This is a genomic window from Aquibacillus sediminis (genome assembly GCF_005870085.1).
Classification (GTDB): Bacteria; Bacillota; Bacilli; order Bacillales; family Amphibacillaceae; genus Aquibacillus_E; species Aquibacillus_E sediminis.
The window spans coordinates 22,975-46,347 of sequence record NZ_SZNM01000027.1 but is presented as its reverse complement, the minus strand read 5'-3'; the positions used below and the strand labels follow the sequence as shown (position 1 = coordinate 46,347).

General features: G+C 33.8%; 21 protein-coding genes. 18 read left to right on the top strand and 3 right to left on the bottom strand.

Annotation, left to right across the window (positions count from 1 at the left end; genetic code table 11):
* Positions 1 to 237: 237 nt before the first annotated feature.
* Positions 238 to 408 carry a hypothetical protein gene (locus tag FCI53_RS21580; RefSeq protein ID WP_171038229.1) on the top strand — a complete coding sequence of 57 codons (171 nt, stop codon included), beginning with the start codon at positions 238 to 240 and terminating at the stop codon, positions 406 to 408.
* A 155-nt stretch (positions 409 to 563) separates the two neighbouring features.
* Here the strand turns inward: FCI53_RS21580 and FCI53_RS21575 are convergent, their stop codons facing one another.
* From FCI53_RS21575 to FCI53_RS18115, 3 genes are all read right to left on the bottom strand, one after another.
* Positions 564 to 704 (bottom strand): hypothetical protein, encoded by a 141-nt coding sequence (locus FCI53_RS21575; protein ID WP_171038228.1) that lies wholly within the window; start codon positions 702 to 704, stop codon positions 564 to 566.
* Between the two features lie 72 nt (positions 705 to 776).
* Positions 777 to 2,234 (bottom strand): cardiolipin synthase, encoded by a 1,458-nt coding sequence (gene cls / locus FCI53_RS18120; RefSeq protein ID WP_138420431.1) that lies wholly within the window; start codon positions 2,232 to 2,234, stop codon positions 777 to 779.
* Positions 2,235 to 2,236: 2 nt separating this feature from the next.
* Entirely contained in the window at positions 2,237 to 2,920 is a 684-nt protein-coding gene (locus FCI53_RS18115) for a class I SAM-dependent methyltransferase (RefSeq protein WP_138420430.1), read from the bottom strand.
* 126 nt (positions 2,921 to 3,046) lie between these two features.
* Here FCI53_RS18115 and FCI53_RS18110 point away from each other — a divergent pair, with 126 nt between their 5' ends.
* The 17 genes from FCI53_RS18110 to FCI53_RS18035 all read left to right on the top strand — a co-directional run bounded on the left by FCI53_RS18110 (position 3,047) and on the right by FCI53_RS18035 (position 23,356).
* Entirely contained in the window at positions 3,047 to 4,174 is a 1,128-nt protein-coding gene (locus FCI53_RS18110; RefSeq protein WP_246050148.1) for an SDR family oxidoreductase, read from the top strand.
* Between the two features lie 34 nt (positions 4,175 to 4,208).
* Positions 4,209 to 5,465: a CYP152 family fatty-acid peroxygenase CypC gene (gene cypC / locus FCI53_RS18105; RefSeq protein ID WP_138420429.1), complete on the top strand. Its 1,257-nt coding sequence runs from the start codon at positions 4,209 to 4,211 to the stop codon at positions 5,463 to 5,465.
* 861 nt (positions 5,466 to 6,326) lie between these two features.
* Complete coding sequence (locus tag FCI53_RS18100; protein ID WP_138420428.1) at positions 6,327 to 10,139, top strand: tetratricopeptide repeat protein; 3,813 nt, start codon at positions 6,327 to 6,329, stop codon at positions 10,137 to 10,139.
* A gap of 694 nt (positions 10,140 to 10,833) precedes the next feature.
* A complete protein-coding gene (locus tag FCI53_RS18095; protein ID WP_138420427.1) occupies positions 10,834 to 11,097 on the top strand; it encodes a hypothetical protein in 264 nt (87 codons plus the stop codon).
* Positions 11,072 to 11,200 carry a hypothetical protein gene (locus FCI53_RS22085; protein WP_281279561.1) on the top strand — a complete coding sequence of 43 codons (129 nt, stop codon included), beginning with the start codon at positions 11,072 to 11,074 and terminating at the stop codon, positions 11,198 to 11,200. Before FCI53_RS18095 ends, FCI53_RS22085 begins: the two co-directional genes overlap by 26 nt.
* A gap of 67 nt (positions 11,201 to 11,267) precedes the next feature.
* Positions 11,268 to 11,819: a hypothetical protein gene (locus tag FCI53_RS18090; RefSeq protein WP_138420426.1), complete on the top strand. Its 552-nt coding sequence runs from the start codon at positions 11,268 to 11,270 to the stop codon at positions 11,817 to 11,819.
* 136 nt (positions 11,820 to 11,955) lie between these two features.
* Positions 11,956 to 12,141, top strand: coding sequence for a hypothetical protein (locus FCI53_RS18085; protein WP_138420425.1), 186 nt, complete (start codon positions 11,956 to 11,958; stop codon positions 12,139 to 12,141).
* Positions 12,142 to 13,105: 964 nt separating this feature from the next.
* A complete protein-coding gene (locus FCI53_RS18080; protein WP_138420424.1) occupies positions 13,106 to 13,384 on the top strand; it encodes a hypothetical protein in 279 nt (92 codons plus the stop codon).
* A gap of 158 nt (positions 13,385 to 13,542) precedes the next feature.
* Positions 13,543 to 13,992 carry a VOC family protein gene (locus tag FCI53_RS18075; protein ID WP_138420423.1) on the top strand — a complete coding sequence of 150 codons (450 nt, stop codon included), beginning with the start codon at positions 13,543 to 13,545 and terminating at the stop codon, positions 13,990 to 13,992.
* Between the two features lie 639 nt (positions 13,993 to 14,631).
* Positions 14,632 to 15,216, top strand: coding sequence for a GIY-YIG nuclease family protein (locus FCI53_RS18070; protein WP_138420422.1), 585 nt, complete (start codon positions 14,632 to 14,634; stop codon positions 15,214 to 15,216).
* A gap of 991 nt (positions 15,217 to 16,207) precedes the next feature.
* Positions 16,208 to 16,846 (top strand): GntR family transcriptional regulator, encoded by a 639-nt coding sequence (locus tag FCI53_RS18065; RefSeq protein ID WP_342774229.1) that lies wholly within the window; start codon positions 16,208 to 16,210, stop codon positions 16,844 to 16,846.
* Positions 16,847 to 16,861: 15 nt separating this feature from the next.
* Positions 16,862 to 17,617 carry a creatininase family protein gene (locus FCI53_RS18060; RefSeq protein ID WP_138420420.1) on the top strand — a complete coding sequence of 252 codons (756 nt, stop codon included), beginning with the start codon at positions 16,862 to 16,864 and terminating at the stop codon, positions 17,615 to 17,617.
* Between the two features lie 31 nt (positions 17,618 to 17,648).
* Entirely contained in the window at positions 17,649 to 18,056 is a 408-nt protein-coding gene (locus FCI53_RS22245; protein ID WP_425457196.1) for a TRAP transporter small permease, read from the top strand.
* Between the two features lie 18 nt (positions 18,057 to 18,074).
* Positions 18,075 to 19,364, top strand: a complete 1,290-nt coding sequence (locus FCI53_RS18050) for a TRAP transporter large permease (protein ID WP_138420418.1) — start codon at positions 18,075 to 18,077, stop codon at positions 19,362 to 19,364.
* A gap of 15 nt (positions 19,365 to 19,379) precedes the next feature.
* Positions 19,380 to 20,423, top strand: coding sequence for a TRAP transporter substrate-binding protein (locus FCI53_RS18045; RefSeq protein ID WP_138420417.1), 1,044 nt, complete (start codon positions 19,380 to 19,382; stop codon positions 20,421 to 20,423).
* A gap of 51 nt (positions 20,424 to 20,474) precedes the next feature.
* Positions 20,475 to 21,272, top strand: a complete 798-nt coding sequence (locus tag FCI53_RS18040) for a carbon-nitrogen hydrolase family protein (protein ID WP_138420416.1) — start codon at positions 20,475 to 20,477, stop codon at positions 21,270 to 21,272.
* 884 nt (positions 21,273 to 22,156) lie between these two features.
* Positions 22,157 to 23,356 carry an SIR2 family protein gene (locus FCI53_RS18035; protein WP_138420415.1) on the top strand — a complete coding sequence of 400 codons (1,200 nt, stop codon included), beginning with the start codon at positions 22,157 to 22,159 and terminating at the stop codon, positions 23,354 to 23,356.
* The last annotated feature ends 17 nt before the right edge of the window (positions 23,357 to 23,373 follow it).

Genomic DNA, 23,373 nt, shown 5'->3' with positions numbered 1-23,373 from the left:
CTTATGAGTAAGTAGGAAAATTATAAATGGAATTATGATTGACCTGAGTTTGTGAATGAATACAATTGACTATAGCCTTAGCGGTGTGGAATAAGGAAAGTTGTCATTTCCTTAATACGTAGTAGACAAATACTGTGCAGCAGATGTTTTGCTTTTAATGACTTTGTGAAAGAAAGTACTTAAGCAAAGTAGAATAGCAAAAATACCATTATTGAACATAAGAAAGGGGAGATGAATTTGAATCAAAAACATAATTATTGGGATATAGTTTATGGGATAGATACAAGGGCAAGATTAAAAGGAAAAGAGGAAGAGAAGAACTATTTTGAAAATCCACTGGTGCACCGTCAAATTAACGGTGATGAAATTTATGTGCCTCTAGATATAAATAGGCTTTGGAAAAATTAACTTTATAACGGTAAAGAATCAGAATAAAAGCGTAGTTTTTTTTACGATAATCTTTTTTGTAATGATTTAGACTTTTAAAGTATGTATAATTTAACAGATATTGTTTGTATCCCAATTATAGCCCATAAAAAATCAAGAGCATTGCTCTTGATTTTTTATTCATATATTTCGTCTGCATGGCCATATCGAAGTTTTTCCGAATGTGTTTTGTCTTTGCTATTTTTTAGTTTTTGATCGTTTTGGGACTGACGTTGAACATCCACGGTAATACGTTTATTTGTCTGGTTTTCCAGCATGATTTTCACTCCTATCCGTTATATACATGTATTATTTACTTACTTGTTCCACTCGTTCATATAAAAAGCGAATCATAATATTGGTGACAATAACCGGGCAAATGCCTCTCTACTTTTTTGGAGTAGTGGGCGATTGAGGAACGTGGTTAATGTTAGTTCCTTGCTGACCTTGCTATCCTCAAGAAATAACTGCTGTAGTTCATTAGCAACTTTTTCATCAAAAACGAGGCTGTTGATTTCAAAATTTAATTTAAAGCTACGTATATCAAGGTTGGAAGAACCTACTGATGCGACTTCCCCATCAACCACTATTGTTTTAGCGTGCAAGAAACCTTTTTCGTACATCAATATTGTTGCACCGTAATTTAAAAGTTCACCTAGATATCCTCGAGAAGCCCAATGGATAAAATGATCGTCCCTATTTGGTATCATAATTCGGATATCAACACCTGATAATAATGCAATCTTACAAGCTTCCATAAAACTTGTATCAGGGATGAAATAAGGTGTTTGTATATAGACGCTATGTCTAGCTAACATAATCAGCTGGATGTACATATTTTTAATGTGCTCTGTTTTCGAATTAGGGCCACTTGCTATTACTTGGACAGGACTTTTTCCACTATGTTCTTTTTTTTGAAAAGAAAATTGATTGGATACATCCTTTTTATTCTTGGTAACAATCCGCCAATCTAAAATAAATTTTCTTTGAATATGATTAACAGCCTCGCCTTGAATTCTATAGTGGGTATCTCGCCAATATCCATACCTTTTATTAGCTCCTACATACTCATTTCCTATGTTGAATCCACCTATATAGGCAATTCGCCCGTCAATAATACAATGCTTTCGATGGTTTCGATTGTTTATCCGAAAATTGATAACCCCTAAAAATGATGGAAAAAATACTCGAACTTCACCACCATAAGAAACTAGTTTATGAAAGAAAGAAGACACCATTGATTTCGATCCAATCTCATCATATAGAACACGAACCTTTACTTTTTCTTTTGCCTTTTTGATTAGCTGATCTCGAATTTTCAACCCTAATTGATCGGATTTAAACATGTAATACTGTAAGTTTATTTCAGATTTTGCTGCTCTAATATCTTTTAATAAAGCTTCAAACTTTTCATGCCCGTGACTAAAAGTTTTAATTTCATTATCAAACGATAGTGGTGCATGAGAAGAGTTGAAATTCATGACAATCAATTTGGAATATTTGTTTAAAAGGTCGTTGCCATTAAAATGCGTACTGACAAGCCGCTCCATTTGCCCATTGGACACTTGGTCCGGAATATCACCTTCCTCAGGTGATATTCCGGACCATTTTTTGTGTTTGAGAGGACGACCTAAGATCAAATAGGCAAGTAATCCAATGATAGGAATAAAGATTAGAACAAACATCCATGCCCAAGTTGAACTAATTTCTTTAGTTTGGTTAAAAATAACAAACACCAATCCTATAAGATGTCCAGTAATGAGAATCGCTGTAACCCATGGGCTTCCGTTAATAATCTCCCAGTACATAACTATCTAACCTTTTGATTATCACTTAAAAAGGAACTGTTCGGATAATAAGCGGTAAAGAAAAGTTCATTATAGAGAAATAATTTTCTGAACATTTGAATCGTTTCGCATTGGAATCCTTCTCTTTTAAAGTAGTCAAAGTACCCTTCTTCGTTTTGGATAAAAGATCCATTATCACTTTTATCCATGTACCAGTTGCTAATTTTACTTTTCTTAGAGAAGCAAGGCTCAACTGCTATTATTCTCCCACCCGGATTTAGTTTTTGTTTAAACTGTTTTACATAACTCCTAATTTTATCAGGAGGAATATGGTGCAACACGGCAATAATCAAAATTACATCAATCGAATTATTTTTAACGTTTATTTCATCGTTTTCGAATAAATCAAAATCGTATTCAGGAAAAATCTTTTTTGCAAAATGTATCCTTTTCTCATCCGGATCAATTCCTACATATTTGCCAGGTTTACAAAGATTACAGTTCGCACCTGTTCCTGCTCCAAAATCAAGTACATTTTTGTCGTGTAGTTTTAGATGCTTTTGAATTCTATTATGAATATACATCTGATTAATCCATTTAGGTCGAATTAATCGATGATATATCGCTGGAGAAAGCTCCAATTTAATCCCACTTCCTTTTTCTTTATTATGTGTCATTTCATTTTCATGACATTTTAGAACATCCATAACTTCCCCTACCTTTTAAAAAATAAACCGATGGAAATTAACTAAAATTTAGTATGTAAACCATGTATTTTTCTTAATTGATTACAAATACTGAGGTTAAGATTTTGAGAAAAAGGGGGTACATCCTTGGGAATTGAGATGATGGATGAAAAAAATGAATATTATGACAAGGTGATAGATTTAAAAGGAATGGCAGAACTAAAGAACAAGCAATGGAATTATCAAACAACAACAATTCAGAAAAGAAGTAACTCGCCCTTAAAGCAATTAAAAGACCAAGTTATTGTTGTTACGGGGGCATCTAGTGGCGTTGGGCTGGTCACTGCAAGAATGGCGGCTTCTAAAGGAGCAAAGGTCGTATTGGCTGCTAGAAATGAAGGGGCATTAAAAAAAGTCACAGAAGAACTGAGAGAAAAAGGGTATCCAGCGACTTATGTAAAAGCGGATGTGGGACGTGAAGAGGATGTCCAAAAAATTGCCCAAAAGGCAATTGAACAATTCGGACGTTTTGACACATGGGTGAATAATGCTGGTGTTACGATCTATGGCTATGCGATGGATGTAACGATTGATGACATGAAGCGGATGCACGATACCAACTATTGGGGTGTCGTTTATGGGAGTAGAGTTGCTGTGAGCCACTTTAAAGAAAGAGGAGTCACAGGTGCCTTAATCAATGTTGGTAGTCTTTTCGGCGATCGAGGGACAATCATTCAATCCACATATGCCCCTACTAAATTTGCTGTGCATGGATGGACAGAAAGTCTAAGAATGGAATTAGATAAAGAAAATGTCCCTGTCTCCGTTACGTTGATCCATCCTGGAAGAATCGATACACCGTATAATGAGCATGCCACCAGTTATTTAAACGAGCACCCGGTACATAAAGGGATGATTTATCCACCAGAAGCTGTTGCAGAAGCAATTCTATTCGCTGTAGAACACCCAAAAAGAGATATGTACGTAGGCTCGCAAGCTAAACTTCTAGAACTGATGGGCACACTTCTTCCACGACTTACTGATCGACTCATTGAATTTTTGATGCCACCTACTCAGTACGCAAACAGACCAGCTTTGAATAGAAATAGTGCCTTATACCAAGCTGGTTACGGATTACATGAACGGGGAACGAATACCGGCTGGATTCGTTCAGAGAGTCTTTATGTGAAAGCTAGTAAACATCCGATCCTTTCTACCATGGCAGTTATTGGATTAGGGGCATTAGCATTAGCAGCAACTAAGCGAAGATCATGAATCATTACGATAACACGAAGGAGAGAACGAAAATATGGTAACGAATCAATCGCTTCCGCATGATGACAGTTTAGATAACAGTCTAGCGTTATTAAGAGAAGGCTATCTATTTATCGAGAATCGAGTAAAACGATATGAATCAGATATTTTTGAAGCTCGTGTACTAGGCAAAAATGCTATTTGTATGAGAGGGGAAGAAGCTGCAAAAGTGTTTTATGATCCAGAAAAGTTCCAACGAAAAGGAGCGGCTCCAAAACGCGTACAGGAAACGTTGTTTGGAAAAAATGGTATTCAAACGATGGATGGGGAAGCGCATCTACATCGGAAATTACTTTTTATGTCCTTATTAACTCCGCCTAACCAACAACAGCTTGCTAAGCTTACTCGTGAGCATTGGGAATCTGCCTTAGAACGATGGGAGAATGCGGAAAGGATTGTACTTTTTGAGGAAGCGAAGAATATCCTAACTAATGTCGTATGCCAGTGGGCTGGGGTTCCTCTAGCTGAGTCAGAAATAACGGACCGTGCCAATGACTTTATTTCGATGATTTATGCCTTTGGAAAAGTTGGACCAGAACATTGGCAAGGTAGAAGAGCACGTAATCGAGCAGAGGTATGGATTAGAGGAGTCATCGATAACGTCCGAACTGGAAAATTACAATCGGAAAAAGGGACAGCCCTTTATGAAATGGCATTTTTTAAACAACCTGATGGAACACAATTGGATACCCAAATGGCAGCAGTAGAACTCATTAACGTGTTACGACCAATTGTGGCGAATGCAACGTTTATTACATTCGCTGCCTTAGCTCTTTATCAATATAGAGATGAAAAAGAAAAGCTTGAGACTGGTACCAGTGACGACATGGAAAGGTTTATTCACGAAGTTCGACGTTTTTATCCTTTTGGCCCATTTGTAGGTGCTAAGGTCCGAAATGATTTTAATTGGAAAAACTTTCAATTTAAAAAAGGAACAGTTGTATTTTTAGATATGTATGGAACAAACCATGATCCAAGGTTATGGGAAAAACCTAACGAGTTTAAACCAAGTCGGTTCAAAGATTGGAATGGCAGTCTTTATAATTTTATTCCACAGGGTGGGGGTGACCCTGCTAAAGGGCATCGTTGTCCTGGAGAAGGTGTTACGCTCGAGGTAATGAAAGCAACGTTAGAGTTTCTAGTTAAAAGAATTAATTACGACATCCCGAACCAAGACTTAAACTATAGCTTAGATGAAATGCCAACCCTACCCAAAAGTGGATTTGAAATGAGCAATATCAGACGGAGATAGGCACATGGGGACGGTTCTAGCAGCACATTAAAAGTGAATCTGTTGACTTAATTTATTTAGATCCTGTAACTGGTATGTTATTTACAACAAGTAATATTCGATAATACTTATTACAAACGGAGTGTAATAATACAAAGTCATTTGCTGCGCAGTTCAAGGATACTGTTCAGTAGGAAATTTACTAAAAATAATACATTAACTGGTTATCTTTATTAACTTTGGACTTGATTGAAATTTAATTGATAATTGTACTAATAAAATGCTAACATTTTGTTAACACAATAAAATGAAAAACGATAAATTCCCGTGAAAGATGTTACAGACGGAATTTAACAAATCCTTGTTATACCGCGCTTTAGTAATACATCGTTAAAGATATTACACACTCTCACCATAGGGGCGGCATGATGAGATGACCGCTCAAACCCTTGATATATAAAGATTTTTGGTTTATTTGCTAACAAAATGCTAACATAGTGAAATAATATAAGAGGCTTCTCATTAGTTGATTAAACTGTTGAGAAGCCTCTTTCTGTACTCCAAAACATTTCTCAGACCAATATTCCATAACGGGTTTAATCATATTAAGGGGTATTCAGGAGAACAAAATGAATTTGAAAGTAGTAAGTAGGTGTTGTATTACAGTAGAGGAAGAAGATATCGAATTTTAGCTTACAGAAGCGGATTTATACCGCTTCTATTTTATTAATGAAAAATGTGGATGTTATTATAGTAATAACCTTTTACTTGAAGTAAGCGCTTATAGCATTAAAAGGGATATTTAATGATATAATTAAAAATAAATTATATGGAAGTTAATGTTAGTTCCTCAGGGTTACTAAGAAGTTACGGAGGGGTGTCATGGTAGTGGGAAGTGCTGTCGGAGGAATAGTAACTGGAATTATTGCTAACTTAGGCTATGATGCTATTTTTGGAAATGAAGAGATAGTAAGTGGAAAAGTACAAGAAGCTTATGAGAAAGCTGAAAAACGTTTCTATAAGAAATATAAAGATGAGTTCGGTAGTGAATTAAATAGTTTTTTATCGAGGCAAAAAAACATAGATATTGCGATACGGTCAATGTTTTATAGTGAGGATAGTTTGAAAGCCAGTGATATTATAGGTGTTAGTTTTGATGGGTATAAAGATGGAACAGCAGAAGCCATTGCTGATTTTATATACTTTTTAAAAGATGAGATGTATAGTGATTTTTTTCTAAATAAAATACTAACTGATAAAGCACATATGAAGGAAATTAAAAAGAACCAAGAAGATATAAAAAAAGGTTTAAAAGGTCTTAAGGGTTTCATATCTCATACCTTTTCTAAGAGTATAGATGTACTTAAAGATAAATTAAGTTCTGACATACCATTAAATATTCATAAACTTTCTTCAGCAAATATTGACTATAAACCTCCAACTTTAGTGTTAGATGGAATTCATCGAGTCGAGGTTGTTGACCATTTAGTAAATTCAATAGAACAGCATTCTTGGTGCCATTTATATGGAGGTGTGGGCACTGGAAAGACACAGTTATTAACATTAATTTCAGATAGATATAATGGCAAAGTAATTTGGATTAGCATGACATGTATGAGTAATGAACAAGCAGTAGCAACATTTCAAACTTCTCTAGCGGCTAGTACAAATACTAATATGAATAGTAACGGAGACTGGTACAATGAAGCACTTTCTAAATTCAATGAAGGTGATGTTATATTAGTTGATGATTTACCTATAAGTGCATTTCAAAATAGTTTGAATGATGTGATAGTTAAATTTATCCAGATGTGCCGCAGAAAAGGTGTGAAGTTATTTACATCTGCGAGTCAGGATTTGAATGTTAAGGTAAAACATCAGTTAGGAAGAAATACAATAGTTTCAAGGAATATACCGGACTTTAAAGAAAGTGAAATAAAAGAATTGTTAATTAATAAAGGTGCTTCTACAAAAATGGCAGGAGATCTTTCAACTTTTCTTGCTGCAATAACTCATAATAATCCTAGCTTGTTATATATGATTGCAGAATACTTAGCATATCATGATTGGGATATGTCAAAAGAAGTATTTGAGACCATTACTAAAGGAGATTATGCCAACGACCTTATACATGAAATTCAGAAATTACTTGTGGAAAGTATTGATGATGAAAACGCAAAGGAAATGCTCTACAGACTTTCTGTAGTCAATGAACAATTTGATACTACTGTTTTGACCATTATTTCAGATGTAACACCGAATATTTCCCATCCATATGAACGTCTGCACAAGTTGATGGGGAAATGGGTTTCCATGGAGGAGGAGCAATATAAATTATCCCCCTTAGTTAATAAAATCGGTGAAAAAAACCTACAAGACGAGGTGAAAAAAGCTGTACACAGTAGGTTAGGTTCTCATATATCTAGTAAAGGAACCTTAACCCCCTTAGAAGGCATGAAACTAATTACACATTTATTAAATGCTGAAGAATATAATAATCTTGCATTCGCTTATCTTAATTTACTTACTTCATTAGAAGAGGAAAATTTGTCTGAGGATTACTGGGGGATTACATCCTTATGGAGAGAAACTCCATTACCTGAAGATATTACTTTTGATTTGAAATTGATTATTAGAACTAAGCAACTGATTTTATTGGACAAGTTCAATAAGGACAACACTTATATTAAAGAAGAAGTTAATGAGTATATAAGTAATCATCATCATGAGAGTAATATTTCATTAACACTTTCTTATGCTTCAATATTATTATCCATTCATTTTATGAATACAGATACTTTATCTTCATTACGTTACATGAAAGAAGCTCTAAATAAATTCGATTATGATATTCTAGACAAAGTAGAAGTGGAGGGGGATATAGAAGAACTTATTTGGATGTTATCTCATAGACTAGATAATATAGAAATGGTTGATGAGTGGATGGAAATGGTGAAGAGTTTATCACCAAATCAACTGTCTACAGCTTCAAAAGGGGAATTGTATCCTGTTGGTTGTTTAGCAATACCAACGAATATATGGATGCGAGAACATAAAAAGGATAAGTCTGAACAAGATTGGTCTTTAATTTATGAGTATCTGAATAGACTGGAAGGATTTTCTGAAAATGTAGAACTTCACTTAATGACATCTTGTGTAGTAAGGTCTAAAATAATTGTTCTTGCTGAATATATGAACAAATTAGAGACTGCAAAAAACTTAGGCGATAATTACTTAAGTAATGTTGTAGATGATAAGTCTGTTTTTTTAATTAACTCTATATTGGCTAAACAATTCTTTATAGTTAAGGATTATGACAAAGCATTACCTTATTATTATAAAGCATTGTCAGTTACAGTAAATGAATATTATTTAGAAAGAGTAGATGCTTACTTAGAACTTGCAGTTTGTGAAGATAATATAAATGGGCCAGCAAATGCAACACCTATGGTAAAAAAGGCTATAGAGATATTTGAGGACTATGAATTTGTTGATGAAGGTAAACAAGCAGGATTATATGGTGACTTAGCAATTAGCTTGTGGAAAGAAGGAAAACTCTATGAGTCTTTCGAGGCTTTGGAAAATACTCTAAAAAAATTAAACGAAAATAAATTTCAAGATAGTTCTTGGAAGAATACCTTTAGTATTTTAGGGCATGTATTAGGCTATTATAGCTCTATAATTAGAACTGGCAATCCTCCAAAAGAGGGAAAAGATAGCTGGGAACCTTATATAGGTGCTTTTATGTCTAGAAGTGAAGAGTTAACTAACTTTTTTCAAGAAAGTGTAACCTTTCATGTTCATACGTTGTTTTTCTTATTAGCTGATGGAATGAAAAAATATGTTAAGGCTAAAGAGTGGTTGTATTCTGGCTTAAAAATCATAGATGCATATAATATTGAAAACGCTATTTCCACTTATCATTTAATTAACTCAATTAGTTATCTTATATCGGATGATAAAGTAGAAGAAGCAATAAAAACATCTATAAGAGGACAAGAATTGCTAAGGGCTAGCATGGTCTTTTATGAAAAGGGTTGGACCCAAGATACTAAAGAAAGAATTGATAAAGAGACTGCTTTTCAGGCGGAAACGAATGTTAAGAAGAATGCCTTCTATAATGCTAATCATATTAGTCTACCAAAGGTTATGTTATATATGAGTACAGTTAATCTTGAGAGCTCTCAAGATGCTAATACTATTCAAAAACGGGTATTAGATTATGCGGATAAAGAATATAATGACCACTCAAAATTTTGGGACTTAGTAAAGAAAGTTTTTGAAGAAGCTGTTGTTCCTGCAACAAAAGACGGTGCAATTATAGAATTAGCTAATAATGTAACTGAGGATTATAAAACTACAATACAATGTTTAGCATATTTAGCTATGTCTAATCACTCGACACCCGAAAAGGCACTAGAATTACAATGTAAAGTCCTACAAGTATTAGAACAAGCGTTTAATAAGGATGAGTTTGGTACTGACATGATACTAATTCCATACTTTAAGAAGTTTTGGATAGATAGGTATATTAAGCAAAGGATTAATTTTAGCAGTACAGATGAAATAGATGAAAAGTTAAAGTCACTAATAGATGATAATGAACAAAGAGTAGTAAAGGACATCTTGCTGTTAATGAAAAACGGACTGGGAGTCAAGCTAGAACAAGATGTGGTGGATTATTTAGAAAGTTAATCATCGTTGTAATATAAAAAAGAGCACTAAATTTTCTTAAGTAGTTCTGAATAGAGTTTCATGTGGAGTGTGTGAAAAACATTAATAGACAATGTGCTTTAAATAGCTAACATTTTGCTAACGGAATCCAGTAAAAAACGGTAAAATCCCGTTAAAGATGTTACAGACAAAATTTAGCAAAACCTTGATATACCGCACTCTATGCACATCAAGTTAAAGATATTACACACTCTCACCATAGGGGGGCGGCATGATGTGATTGCTGCTCAAACCCTTGGTATATAAGCGTTCTTAAGAAATTTGCTAACAAAATGCTAACATAATGTAAATTAAAAGAGGCTTCTCATTAGTTATATAAACTATTGAGAAGCCTCTTTTTGTTCTCGATTAGTGACTCTTTTGTAATGGCGAAGCAACTAGAACCGTCCCAGCGCATCTCGATAATCGATAACTCATGCAACCTGCGGACTTCGCTTGTTATGGTTTTTTATTAAATGAGATTAACCGGCTAATCAGAAGCCATTATATATTGGAATAAAGGAGCAGGTTAGTGGAAGAAGAAGGTTGATGAAAAGAAATATAAAAATTAACGTCTCATTAAGTACAGAGAGGAGGAATTAAAATTAAAAAGAGTTTGTTATACATATTGATAATGCTGTTCTTTTGTTTTGTTTTAGTATCTTGTGATAATCAAATGAATGAAGAACTGAAGCCACCAGAACCGACTTTCACAGTGGATGGTAAGGAAGTATCATATAAAAGAGGTACTTATTCTTGGTCTAATGATAACAAAGCTGTAAATGCTGATTCACCAACACCATCAAATCTCGTTGTGGATTTAGAAAATAATGAAGTTTCACCTAATGCAGAGTTAGTGATTACCTTTGATTACCAGCCTTCTAAAAAGGAAGGAGGAATATGGGAGGATAATAATGGTGAATATACTTCGAACAAATAACAAAATAAACCTTCCAAATAAATCAGGTAATTATGTATATGTAATTCACGCTAGTTGGGAAGAAGGAGAAGCAATATACGCAATTCCATTTAATGCAAAATAATTCACCTAACGGGTGCAAATGTAGAACTGTCAGGTACAACGTTTTACTGGATATACTGGAGGTATATATGAAAAAAAGAGTTACCATCGTAAGTTTTGTCGTATTAATAATTGTTGTGATTATTCTCGCGTATCAATGGTACGTAGCGAATACCCTTTTAAACTTGCAGCAAGAAAGGGATTTTTTGAGTATTGAATCGAAATTTGAGGAGCTAGCTTATCGTTCAGAGCGTCTTATAGCTGAGTGGGATAATGAGGCTTCAGATGCTGCAAACATTTTAAATAACGAATTCTTAAAGGCAGAAGGATTACTTTGGGGAAGACCAGCAACAAAATACTATAAGATTAGTCTAGGTAATGTATCTAACTCAAACTTTACTAATTTAGCACAGTTTCTAATTCATTATCATAGTACGATTTCAAACGATTTAGAACAAATAAAGTTAGGAGAGCGTTCAATTAGGCTTAAAGAACGGGCAGAAATGATTTCCAAGGATATGGTGTTTCTTTCAGAGAATATGAAAAGCAAAACTTTACAGAGTTTTTCGAACCATACGGAATTTTATAAACACTGGAGTGACTTAAAAGATAATTTGCAAAATAAGGAAGCTGCAAAATAGTAATTATTCAACTATTGGGAGCTTATCTGGAACAAGGGATACAGCCCTTATTTCGTTAAAGAGCAGGATTATTTAATAGGAGTTTGGTTTTTTATGGTAAAATTTATTTAAGGAGCATTTGTTAGGGGGAAGAAAAATGAATTTCATGTACATTTTACAGATATTATGCACGGTAGTCGGTTTATATTTAGTAACAACAGGACTTTGGGAATTAAAAGAAGGAAAAGACAGAAAGAAATATATCTTATTGATGTTTTTCGGACTATTTTTAATTTTTGTCTTTCCAAACTTCTTTAATGAACTTACTATGTCATTGAACTAACGGGAGCGCGCGACAAGTTCTGTTATAAGCGCTTTGCTGCGTGAAAATACAGGAAGTTTACTAGATAAACTTTAACTTTACAACGGAGGATAGGAATGAGAGAACCATGTTTCTTGAAACTATCCCATCAATACTCCTGCGTGCGTCATGAATGATAGTTTATGGGGTTCGAAGCACAGGTAGATTCGGCAGAAGGAAGGCTAGAGCCATTCCATTGGAAAAGGTACGCTAACTGATATGCCGCATGGCTGAAAAACTAGATAAGGTGAGAATGTTCCAATAGAAGTGAACTGACAAACTTCCGAATGTACAGGTCTAAAGTTAGAACATAGTGTAAAGCTATGTCCCAACCAACGTTGGGGTGAGTGGTGTAGAGTAAAAATGCTCCCTCTGAAATACACTATACCGAACAACGGCGGTATCAAGCTCACAGGCTTACAGGAAGCACCTACGTCTAGAATGGATAGCTACGTTGTAAGGTACTTGGGAAGCAGGAAACGTTGAAACAAGGACTGTCATCCGAAACGTTTGCTATAAGGCAAAAAGCTGAAATGCATCTATTCTTGCGAAGGTAGGGGTACGACTGATGAATCTCCTGTAATGGGAGTGGAGGAACAGCCCCAAGTCTAACGAAATGGAATGATTATTTTCCAAGCGTTCATCGCACCGATCGGGTAGGAATGCGAGATTTTTCGCAGTGCGAGCTCTTAACAAGTAGAGTAGTAGGAACCTTCTTGTTTAAGGGTAACGAGGAACTTATAGTCTAAGTACATAGCGTTAGATGGAGCGCGAAATGACGGGAAACTGTCACATTTCGTGTGGAGCAGGGGAAAAGCTGGAGATAACTTCAAATGCTTACCTATTGCTAACAAATATTTAATAAGGAATTGTCGATACGGCAGCTCCTATTGTGTTAAAGGGCAGATACTTTAACAAATCAATTCTTTGGGAGGGAGAGAAAATAATGAAAAAGTGGATTATAATTACTGGGGTGATTTTGCTATCTATATCACAAGAAAGATATAGGTTTAGCGAATTTCTAAATATGATTTTGGAACAAAATATAGCCCCAACTGAAAATTTTCTTTTAACAATTCCTTTACTACTAATGATGGAACTAATCGGTGGATTTTTACACATTTTAGGAAGCCTTTGGGAGTTTGCTCTATCCTGGGAGGGAGTATTGTTAATTGCAGTAATTCTATTACATTCTAATATCCGAGAATATATGAAAAAATCTTAATTAAGATAATATGTTTTTATTAAAGTAAAGGGTGCGAATATTTAAAAAGGAGTTGTCAATCTGATAACTCCTATTGTGCTAAAGAGGCAGGTTACTGGAATAAGCAAATTAATGGAAGTATCTATATTTAAAATAAAATGAAAGGGAGTTTTTCACATATGATTAAAGGTATTTATGAAGCACATTTACCAGTGAGTAATATATCTAAATCCGTTGAGTTTTATAGTAACTTAGGATTAGAGTTAGCCCATCAGGGTGAAGCAGTAACATTTTTTTGGATTGAAAAGGGAAAGAGTTGGCTTGGTCTATGGGAAACAGATAAAGTTGAGACTCCTTACCATCCTTCATTAAGACACATTGCATTCCATGTTGAATTAAATGATTTAATAGTTGCTAAAGAATGGCTGGAACAAAGAGGGATAGGTGTTAGAAAAGCCTTTGGATTTGAACCAAAACAACAACCAATTGTGCTTCCAAATAATCCACAATCCCACGCTGCATTATATTTTAAAGTTCTATATGGGTTGTTATTCCTAATAACCTATAGCCTTCAAAAGTGCATTATAATAGGGTTCCTATTATTGCTAATGTTTTGTAGTATCTTTTAATTTATTAAAATGGGCACCAAACTCGGCACCTATTCCTTTGATTTTATCCTAGCATAATTATTGTGATAGGAATTAATTTAAATTTTAAAATAAATCTTCGTATAATTTATTAAAGGTGTTTTATGGATGAAATGAACAGTAAATTTAAAAATGGATCCAATATAAAGGTACACACAAATTAAATGTAATAAATCCTATAGCCTTCAAACTTTCCATTCAAATCTTGGATACGTTTATCTTTCCATATGTGCCTTATTTCAGCGTTAAGCTTCAGCTGACTACAAAATACCTACACTTACTACTCTTTGGGAATTTTTGGTTTGTCTTTTGTCTATAACCATTATTGTCGAATTGCAATTAATAAGGTACTAATCCATAATCTCTAGGAATGTCCAAAATCACTACCTACGTTAAAGAATATAAAACACTTTATCGTTAAAAGGAGAAAATACTAAAAAGCTTACAGAAGGCTTCAACAGAATTAAATTTAGTACATACATCACACTGTATAAAATTATCTATTTAAAAAGGGTTAGGAGGAAATTTGCACAAATAGTAATAAAAATGTATATATGTTCTTCTGGATGATTATGATGTAGATAATATTCGATATTATTTTAAAGGAAAGAGAGTTTCTAAATGCTATTAATGGAAGATAAATGGTTAACTTTATTAGAAAGGACTAGAAAGTTATCAGAAGAACATAGAACTAAATTTTTAAAATTCGAAAATGAAAAAAGTGAGCTAGAAAAGGAATTAAAAGAAGGGCGTTTATTACATTTTTGTCCACAAGAAGTCAAAAACGCAGCTGGTATCTACATATGCACTGGTTATTTTCCGGAAGAAATTAGAATCTATAATATTGAGGATCAGTTATGTGAAAATAGAAGATTTTATAAGATTGGCTATACAAGGAATATTAAAACACGTCTTCAAGGACTTATTAGTGACTTTAAAGGGATCACTAAAATCCAACTATTACATTTTATTGAATATAGTGTCGAGATTGAAGAACAGATTACAAATAATAAAATTCATTGGAGAAACAGTAAAAAGACAGACTTCCAAACTTTAAATGAGAAAGAACGATTAATAAACCTTGAATCTAAATTGCATAGGGATTTTTCTTCAAAAAAAGTATCTGGAATACATTCTTCTAAAAATAATGGTGATGAATGGTTTGCATTAGATGATAATGATTTAAAATACCTAAAGAGTCTATAAAGGCGTTAAGGAGACATATGAATGTTTAATTGTACAGTAAGACACAGCTCTTCCTAATACATTTTTAAAAATTAATTTAACCCTTGTGCATTTAACTGTTCACATACCTATTTGAAATCGGGTTTAATAGGAGGATTACTACTCTAGAAATACTTTATATTTGTATTTTTAAATAAGGAAACAATCATCGATAGAAAGGGGAGGAGATGCTCCTGTGAGAATTACCAACTGATTTTTTACAACAATTGAAACTAACCCCGAACGTAATGTTAGTAGGAAGATCGACAAATTGTGATGCAATTAAAGAAATAATCGAAGGTTGAGCGATCGAAACTTCCTATAATATATATTGGATTCAGCTCTGGTGATACTTATCGTGCAGTTCCTATAATTATTGGTTCGGGATAGGGGATTATTGGGGCACGTCCTTGAGAGTTATGTTCATTTTTTAAGTGGACATAACTTTATTTAGTTTAGTCATGATTCATCTTATTAATACGTAATGTGTGTACTTAAGAAAGCTATGATAGAGTTAATTTTGCACTAACTTTTACTAGTTTTTATACTGCTTAATTAAGCTTTTATAAAGAAGTTGTAATCCTCATCAGCGATAGTGGGAGGAGAGAATAGAAATAGCATATTATTTAAGGATGTGAATCGCATTGCGTTTTGCATCCTTAATTTTATTTATATTTTAATATTCATAAATATTTTTGGAAATTAAAATAACATAGCAGTAATATTTGTTTTTTAATGCATTTGATTATGGAGCAATGGGGTTAAGGTTAATACACTAGATGACTGTGATTACTGGTATTTTGTTTAAAATCCATTAATTAAATATCATGTGGTTTCTATACTTACCTAAAAGAAATTCTTTTTTATTTTTTGAATTTTATGAATATTTAACATAAAACCAAACTATAGTCTAAGTAACAAAACACAACTTGAATTCAAGTTGTATTATCCAAAATGGAGAGGAGGTAATTAGATTAAAAGTAAAAAACCATTAAACGAAATCGCTTACCAAAGAATTAAAGATAAAATTATGAGGGGGGATTTTGTAGAAAAGAACTATACTTCTCAAAGTCAACTAGTAGAGGAATTAAATATGAGCCGGACACCAATTGTAGTTGCATTAAGACGACTTGCTAACGAAGGTTTTGTAAGAGTTGCGTCAAAGCAAGGGATTATTATACAGGAATTGTCTATAAAAGAAACAAATGAGTTATTTGATATGCGAATAGCACTTGAAACCTATTCAATTAAACGAATAAACCACCTACCAACTGACGACGACTTTCAAAAGTTAGAGCAACTGATTGAAGAACAAAAGCAGAGTTTTGAAAAAGAGAATTTCTATAACTTCTCACGTGCTGATGCTGATTTCCACAAATACTTATTGGAAATTGGCGGAAACTCGGCATTTATTAACACAATGCAAAATATATGGGATAGGTTATTTTTTCACTCCACTTTGGTTCTCAGGAAAACCAACGATATACCAAAATTTATAGAAGAACATGTAGCCATATTAGAGAATTTAAAAAAAGGCGATTATAATTCGCTATCCAAAGTGTTAGAGTCACATATTCAAGGTGGTAAGATGCAATTTTTAGAAAAATATTAAAAAGGAGTTGGAAACATGAGTGCAAAAGAAACGAACATTCTCAAAGAGATGAGTTGGAAGACATTTAAGGAAAAGAAAGAGAATACAGATTTAGTCATTATTCCATCAGGAGCATTTGAAGTTTATGGTCCGCATTTACCTCTAGGGTCAGATACGCTTGTATCAACTAAAATTTCAGAATTAGTAGCCGAACAAGTCGATAGTATTGTTGGCCCTGCAATAGAAGTAGGGGATTCTGCTATATTAGATGTAGTTCCAGGGACTATAACAATAAAACCTGAGAGTTTTAAATTATATTTAATAGATATTGTAGATAGTTTAAAAAAGTGGGGGTTTAGAGATTTTCTATTTGTTAATCCACACTTAGGAAACGTACCTTTAATTAACCAAATTGCGTATGAAATGCAACGGGATGACGAGATCCGATGTGCACAGATTGATTATTGGCGCTTTATCAAGCCACTTGATAAGGGAGTTATCGAATCTGGCGAATTAGCTCATGCTCATGCAAGTGAAGCAGGTACTTCTATTTTGATGCATCTATATCCTGAACTTGTGGACACAAATAAGTGGGTGAATGAACCTCCAAAATTCACTAACAAGTTTCCAGAAATTATTCAGTATCATAGTTATGATGAATTCTCTAATTCTGGCACGATTGGGAATGCCACTTTGGGTACTGCAGAAAAAGGGGAAGAATTAGTCAAAAGATCTGTTAATAGAATTATACAATTTTTAGAAGAGAGCTGGGGTTATCGTGCGAATAATTGATAAGACCCTAGAATATGTCTCCATTCTTTTGATGATTATATTAACTAGTGTGGTTATCCTTCAAATTTTTTCTCGTTTAATTAGTCTATCTCTTCCTTGGACTGGAGAACTATCTATATATAGTTTCCTAGCTTTAGCGTTTCTAGGGGGAGCGTTTGCGTACCATAGGGGAGAAAACTTTCGAATTACTACTTTTGTTGAAAAACTCCCACCCCGTATAAGGAAAATTAATGATATAGCTATGATTATACTGAGTTTACTAATTATGTTGATCATAATTTATACCAGTGCCATCTATGTGATTGATATATGGGGCATTCCTTCTATAGCACTTCAATGGAATAAGGCTATCGTTACTTTAGTTGTCCCTGTTGGATATATGCTGATTTTTGTAAAGTTATGCAGTAATTTGAAAAAAGAATGGAGAAAGGAAACGTAAATAAGAGGAGGTGATTTGTTGTTAGCTCTTTTATTTATATCAATGTTTTTAGGGATTTTATTAGGAATGGATATGGCATTTGTTTTATTAATGAGTCCGATTCTAATTGTTTTATTAAGCCACATGCCCGGTGGCTTATCTATCCCTATTGAGGTAATTCCACAGTACATTTTTGGAGGCATGGATTCATTTAGTTTCACTGCAATACCTCTATTTATTTTAGCTGGTGAACTTATGAATAGAGGGGGAATTACAGATAAACTGGTAGAATTCGCACAAAAACTTATCGGCCATATACGTGGTGGAGTGGGTCAAGTAGGGGTTGTGATTAATGTAATCATGGCTGGAATGTCCGGGTCAGCGGTAGCCGACTGTGCGTCTACTGGTTCTGTTTTGATTCCAGCAATGAAAAAAGATGGATATAGCTCTGAAAGAAGTGCAGCAATTATTGCTAGTGCGTCTACAATAGGACCAGTTTTCCCACCAAGTATCCCACTTATTATTATTGGCTCAATATCAGGTATTTCAGTAGGTAAATTATTTCTGGCTGGTATTATTCCAGGAATTATAATGGGGATCGCCCTAATGGTGTATATTTATATTTATGCCAAAAAAAACAAATTAGCCGTCAAGAAGAAAGCCACTCATAAAGAACGTTTTCAATCTACCAAAAGTGCATTCTTTGCTCTACTATTGCCTGTTTTTATTGTAGGAAGCATTGTTACAGGGATTGCAAGTCCCACAGAATCTGCAGCAATAGGTGTGTTATACGCGTTGATAGTAACCGTATTCTATTATAAAGAAATGAACGCAAAGTTACTCTATAAGGTATTACTCAATTCAACCATAGCTACAGGTGCAATTGGCCTAGTGACGGTAGGAGGAGTACTATTCGGTTGGGTAGCTACTTATTATGACATTGGAATTGTAATAAAAGATATTCTATTTTCGATCAGTACAAATCCAATAGTTATATTATTAATTGTGAATCTAATGTTAATTATTCTCGGTATGGTAATTGAAGCTATTCCGATTATATTATTGTCTGTTCCGATCATGTTTCCAATATTGACTAGCTTAGGTATTGATCCTATTCATTTTTCTATCATTATGACAGTAAATCTTATGATTGGCTTGGTGACACCACCCGTAGGGCTCCATTTATTTATTACATCATCTATTGCCAAAGTCCCGATTATGTCAGTCATACGAGAGTCCTTCCCATTTGTTATTGTGCTACTCGTTGCATTACTTATAGTAACTTTTGTACCACAAACTTCACTGTTTATACCAAGTTTATTTAATTAAAGAGGGGGATCTTTAATGAAAAATATGACGAATATGATATCAGTGATAATTATTGGTTGTGTGTTGTTTTTACTAGCTGCATGTGGTAATGAATCTCATTCTAATGGTGAATCTCAAATTAGTACTGACTCCCAGAATTCTGAAGAAACGCTTAAGTTGAAATCAGGTGACGTTGTAAGTGCTACGAGTCCACATACATTAGGAATGGAGAAGTTTATTGATGAATTGGATAACGAAACAGATGGAAAAATTCAAGTTAATCATTATCCTGCAGGTCAGCTAGGCAGTGATAGTGAAATTGTTGAAGGCGTAAAGCTTGGAAGTATTGATTTTGCCATAACGGGGATTTTACCAGGAAGTAAGGTAGCTGATGGGTTTATATCGCCTTATCTTTTTAAAAATGGGGAGCATTTAAGCAAAGTTATTGATGGAGATGTAGGGAAGCAAATAATAGAGTTGATGGAAAGTGAAAGTGCAAATAAAGGGTTGAAGGTAATAGGATTTACCTACGATGCTCCACGTATGATTACAACTAAGGGGGAGACGGTTGAAAAACCAAGTGATTTGAACGGGTTTAAGATTCGTGTTCCAGAAGTTTCAACTTATGTAGACACCTTTAATACACTAGGAGCTAGTCCTACACCCGTTGCCTTTACAGAGCTATATACTGCGCTTCAAACAGGCACAGTTAATGGGCAGGAAAATCCTTATCGAATCATATATGATAGTAGTTTTTATGAAGTTCAAGACACAGTTGTAGAAACTAATCATATTATGCCAGCTAGAATTTTGATCATGAATGAGGAACTATATGACTCTTTATCATCTGAACAACAACAAAAGATTAAGGATAGTTGGAAAAAGGCATCCGCATTAATTAAGAAAACGTTTGAGGAGAGTGAGGCTGATTACATTCAAAAGTTAAAGGATGAAGGCATGACATTCATACAGCCAGATCAAGAAGCTTTTCAACAGGCAACAAAAGATGTCAGAGAAAAATATGCGATAGAGTCCTTTGGTGCGGAAATTTATGAACAGATAAAGGAATTAAGTAACTAAGTTTTCAGTTCGAGTAGGCTTAGTGTATAAATCAAAAAGGAGGATTCTTCTATGAAAGTTGCAGTGGCTCAACTCTCATCTAGTATTGATAAACAGGCCAATGTAGAAAAAGCAAAAAAATATATTACGAAGGCGAAAAATTCAGGAGCAGATTTTATTGTGTTCCCTGAACTTTATATGGCTGATGTGCTATCCCCAGATATCATGCCGGGAGAGGTTGCGGAACCAGTGGATGGCCCATTTGTTAGATCATTAGCAGATTCAGCAAGAGAACATCAGATCTACGTCGTTTGCGGGATTTATGAAACAGCACCACATGATACGCAAAGAGCCTATAATACTACTATTTTTCTAGACAGGTCAGGAAAGTTGTTACAAGCATATCGTAAAACTCATTTATATGATGCTTTTAATTTTAATGAGTCAGATACGATTATTCCTGGTTCTAGTAGTGGTGACGTTATTGAAACTGAATTTGGTACTGTCGGACTTATGGTTTGTTATGAAGTTCGCTTTCCTGAAATTTGCAGAAAACTAGCTCTAGATGGTGCTGATTTTATTTTCATGCCTGCTGCATGGGCTGCTGGACTTATGAAAGAAGACCATTGGCAAACGATTCTTAAGACTCGAGCAATAGAGAATACCATCTATGTTTTTGCGGCAGATCAAGTCGGAAATATTTTCTCTGGTCGTAGCATGATTGTTGATCCCATGGGGGTTATATTATCAGGTGCAGGGGAAGAAGAATCTCTCATAATATCTGAAATTGATATCGATAGAATAAAAAGAGTACGAGAAAAACTACCAAGTGTCGCAGACCGTAAACCAGAACTATACTCAACAATTTAAGAATAATGCCAATGGAGTTTAGTGTCATCAACCGATCTTTATCAAGAAAAACTTTTAAAAAAGGGTAATTTCATGGTTTCTGATATACAAGAATTCTTGTGGGGATTAAATTCTCTGCAAGACTTCTTTTTTATTTCTCCTTCCTAATAATTAGAGGAAGATAAGGAATTAGTAGCGTGAACCAATTAAAAACTGAGAAAAATTCGACCTCAACTAGATAATAGATACACACAGACTCAAGTAACTTAAGAAAATTTATATTCTTATATTATAGATTGGGATGTCCTTAAATAAAATAGGATATCCTGTTTTATTTTGGAGGAAATTCCAATACTTTGTCGAAATACATATAAACAGAAAGATCTAATGTTATGGAACAGAGTAGCGTTCAAAACTTTTAGTTCAATGGTGTTGTTCTTATAACATGGGATTATATGTTGATACTTGGAAAATTAATTAAAAAAATTTTCCTATTAATGATATCATGAAGGTGGTTTCTTCCAATATAATTTACCACCATCGCCGTACTTATCCAGCAAGTGACAAAGATTGTACCTGCAAATGACAGGAATTTACCACTGAATACTTTTGTATAACTAATGAGTACAGATTAATTCTTGTATTACGTAGTAGACAAATACTGCGCAGCAAATAATTTCGTTTATCAAAGAATGTACTTTATTAAAGAGGTTTTATTTATCGGAAGTAGATTTCAACCAAACAGGCCATAATCTGGAAGACTTGAAATTGAGATTAATGTTCTAGATGATTTTTCATGATTATGAAAACAATTGAACGTATTTTGAAAAATTGGATTGATTTGTATAATGATTAATTTCTTGATTTTAATGTGTCTTGAAATTCTAAAACTAAAATAAGATGGGATGATTACTATTACAAAGATATATCCGTATTATATTAGCTCGAATCAAAATAATATTAAGCCAACACAGGGTGAAAGGATCTCCTCAGATATAAATGTTTATAGTAAAGACTTACTATATATTTTTGACGATCCCCATGATGAAGAAGATATCCAAATGCTTGAAAAAGATTTTGAAGAAGCACTAACAAAAATTACAAACCGTATAAAACCCTTTCTTTTAAGCAAGAATATTAATTTATTTATAGGTTCAGGATGTTCAATTGATGCAATACCACTGATGGGAAAAACATTTCTAAATGCTAAAGAAAAAATAGAAAACGTTGAATATCTTGGAGAATATGCTCTTGAAAGTAATAAAAATATAGAAGCTTGCTTAAATTGGTTGAACGCTGGCTTAGAATTCTTAAATGAAGATGATACCAAATATGAATTATATAAAAAGCTATATCTTGATCTTTTGACCGAACTAAAGAAATCGATTATATATACAAGCAAAGACAAAGAGAATTTAGCTATAGAAACATATGCTAAATTATTTAATTTACTATTTAGTGTTAGAAAAGAAGACAATCACCAACCATTAAATGTCTTTACTACGAATTATGATTTATTGATAGAAAGAACATTCGAAAGTATTAGTGCCCACTACATAAATGGTTTTACTGGTGTAGTGAATAGATTATTTGATCCTTCTGTATTTAGACTACGATATGTAGATGATGAAAATAGGTATAGAGAAAAGTGGGATCCCGTTTCTCGCTTTGCTAGGCTGTATAAATTGCACGGTTCTATAAACTGGTTTTTCAATGGAGAATATATATCAGAGCACATAGGTAATGAAACTGAATTTAATGGAGGGGAAACTGTTATATATCCTACAATCAATAAACATAATCAAAGTTTACAGACCCCTTATTCTGAGTTGTTTAGAGAGCTTTCTATAAATCTTCAAAAACCAAATACTACTATGATTATTTTGGGTTATGGATTTCCGGACGAGCATATCAATCAATTAATTCAGCAAGCATTATCAAATGAAACTTTTAATTTAATTATATTTGGGGATATCACTGAAGAAGGTTTAGACAAATTTCACAACCAAAATAAAAATAAAAATAATTTACATATAATAGGTGGAGATACCATGGAAGGCTTAAAAATACATTACTTATCGTATCTGGTGAACAACATATTATAAAAAATAGGGAGAGTCAA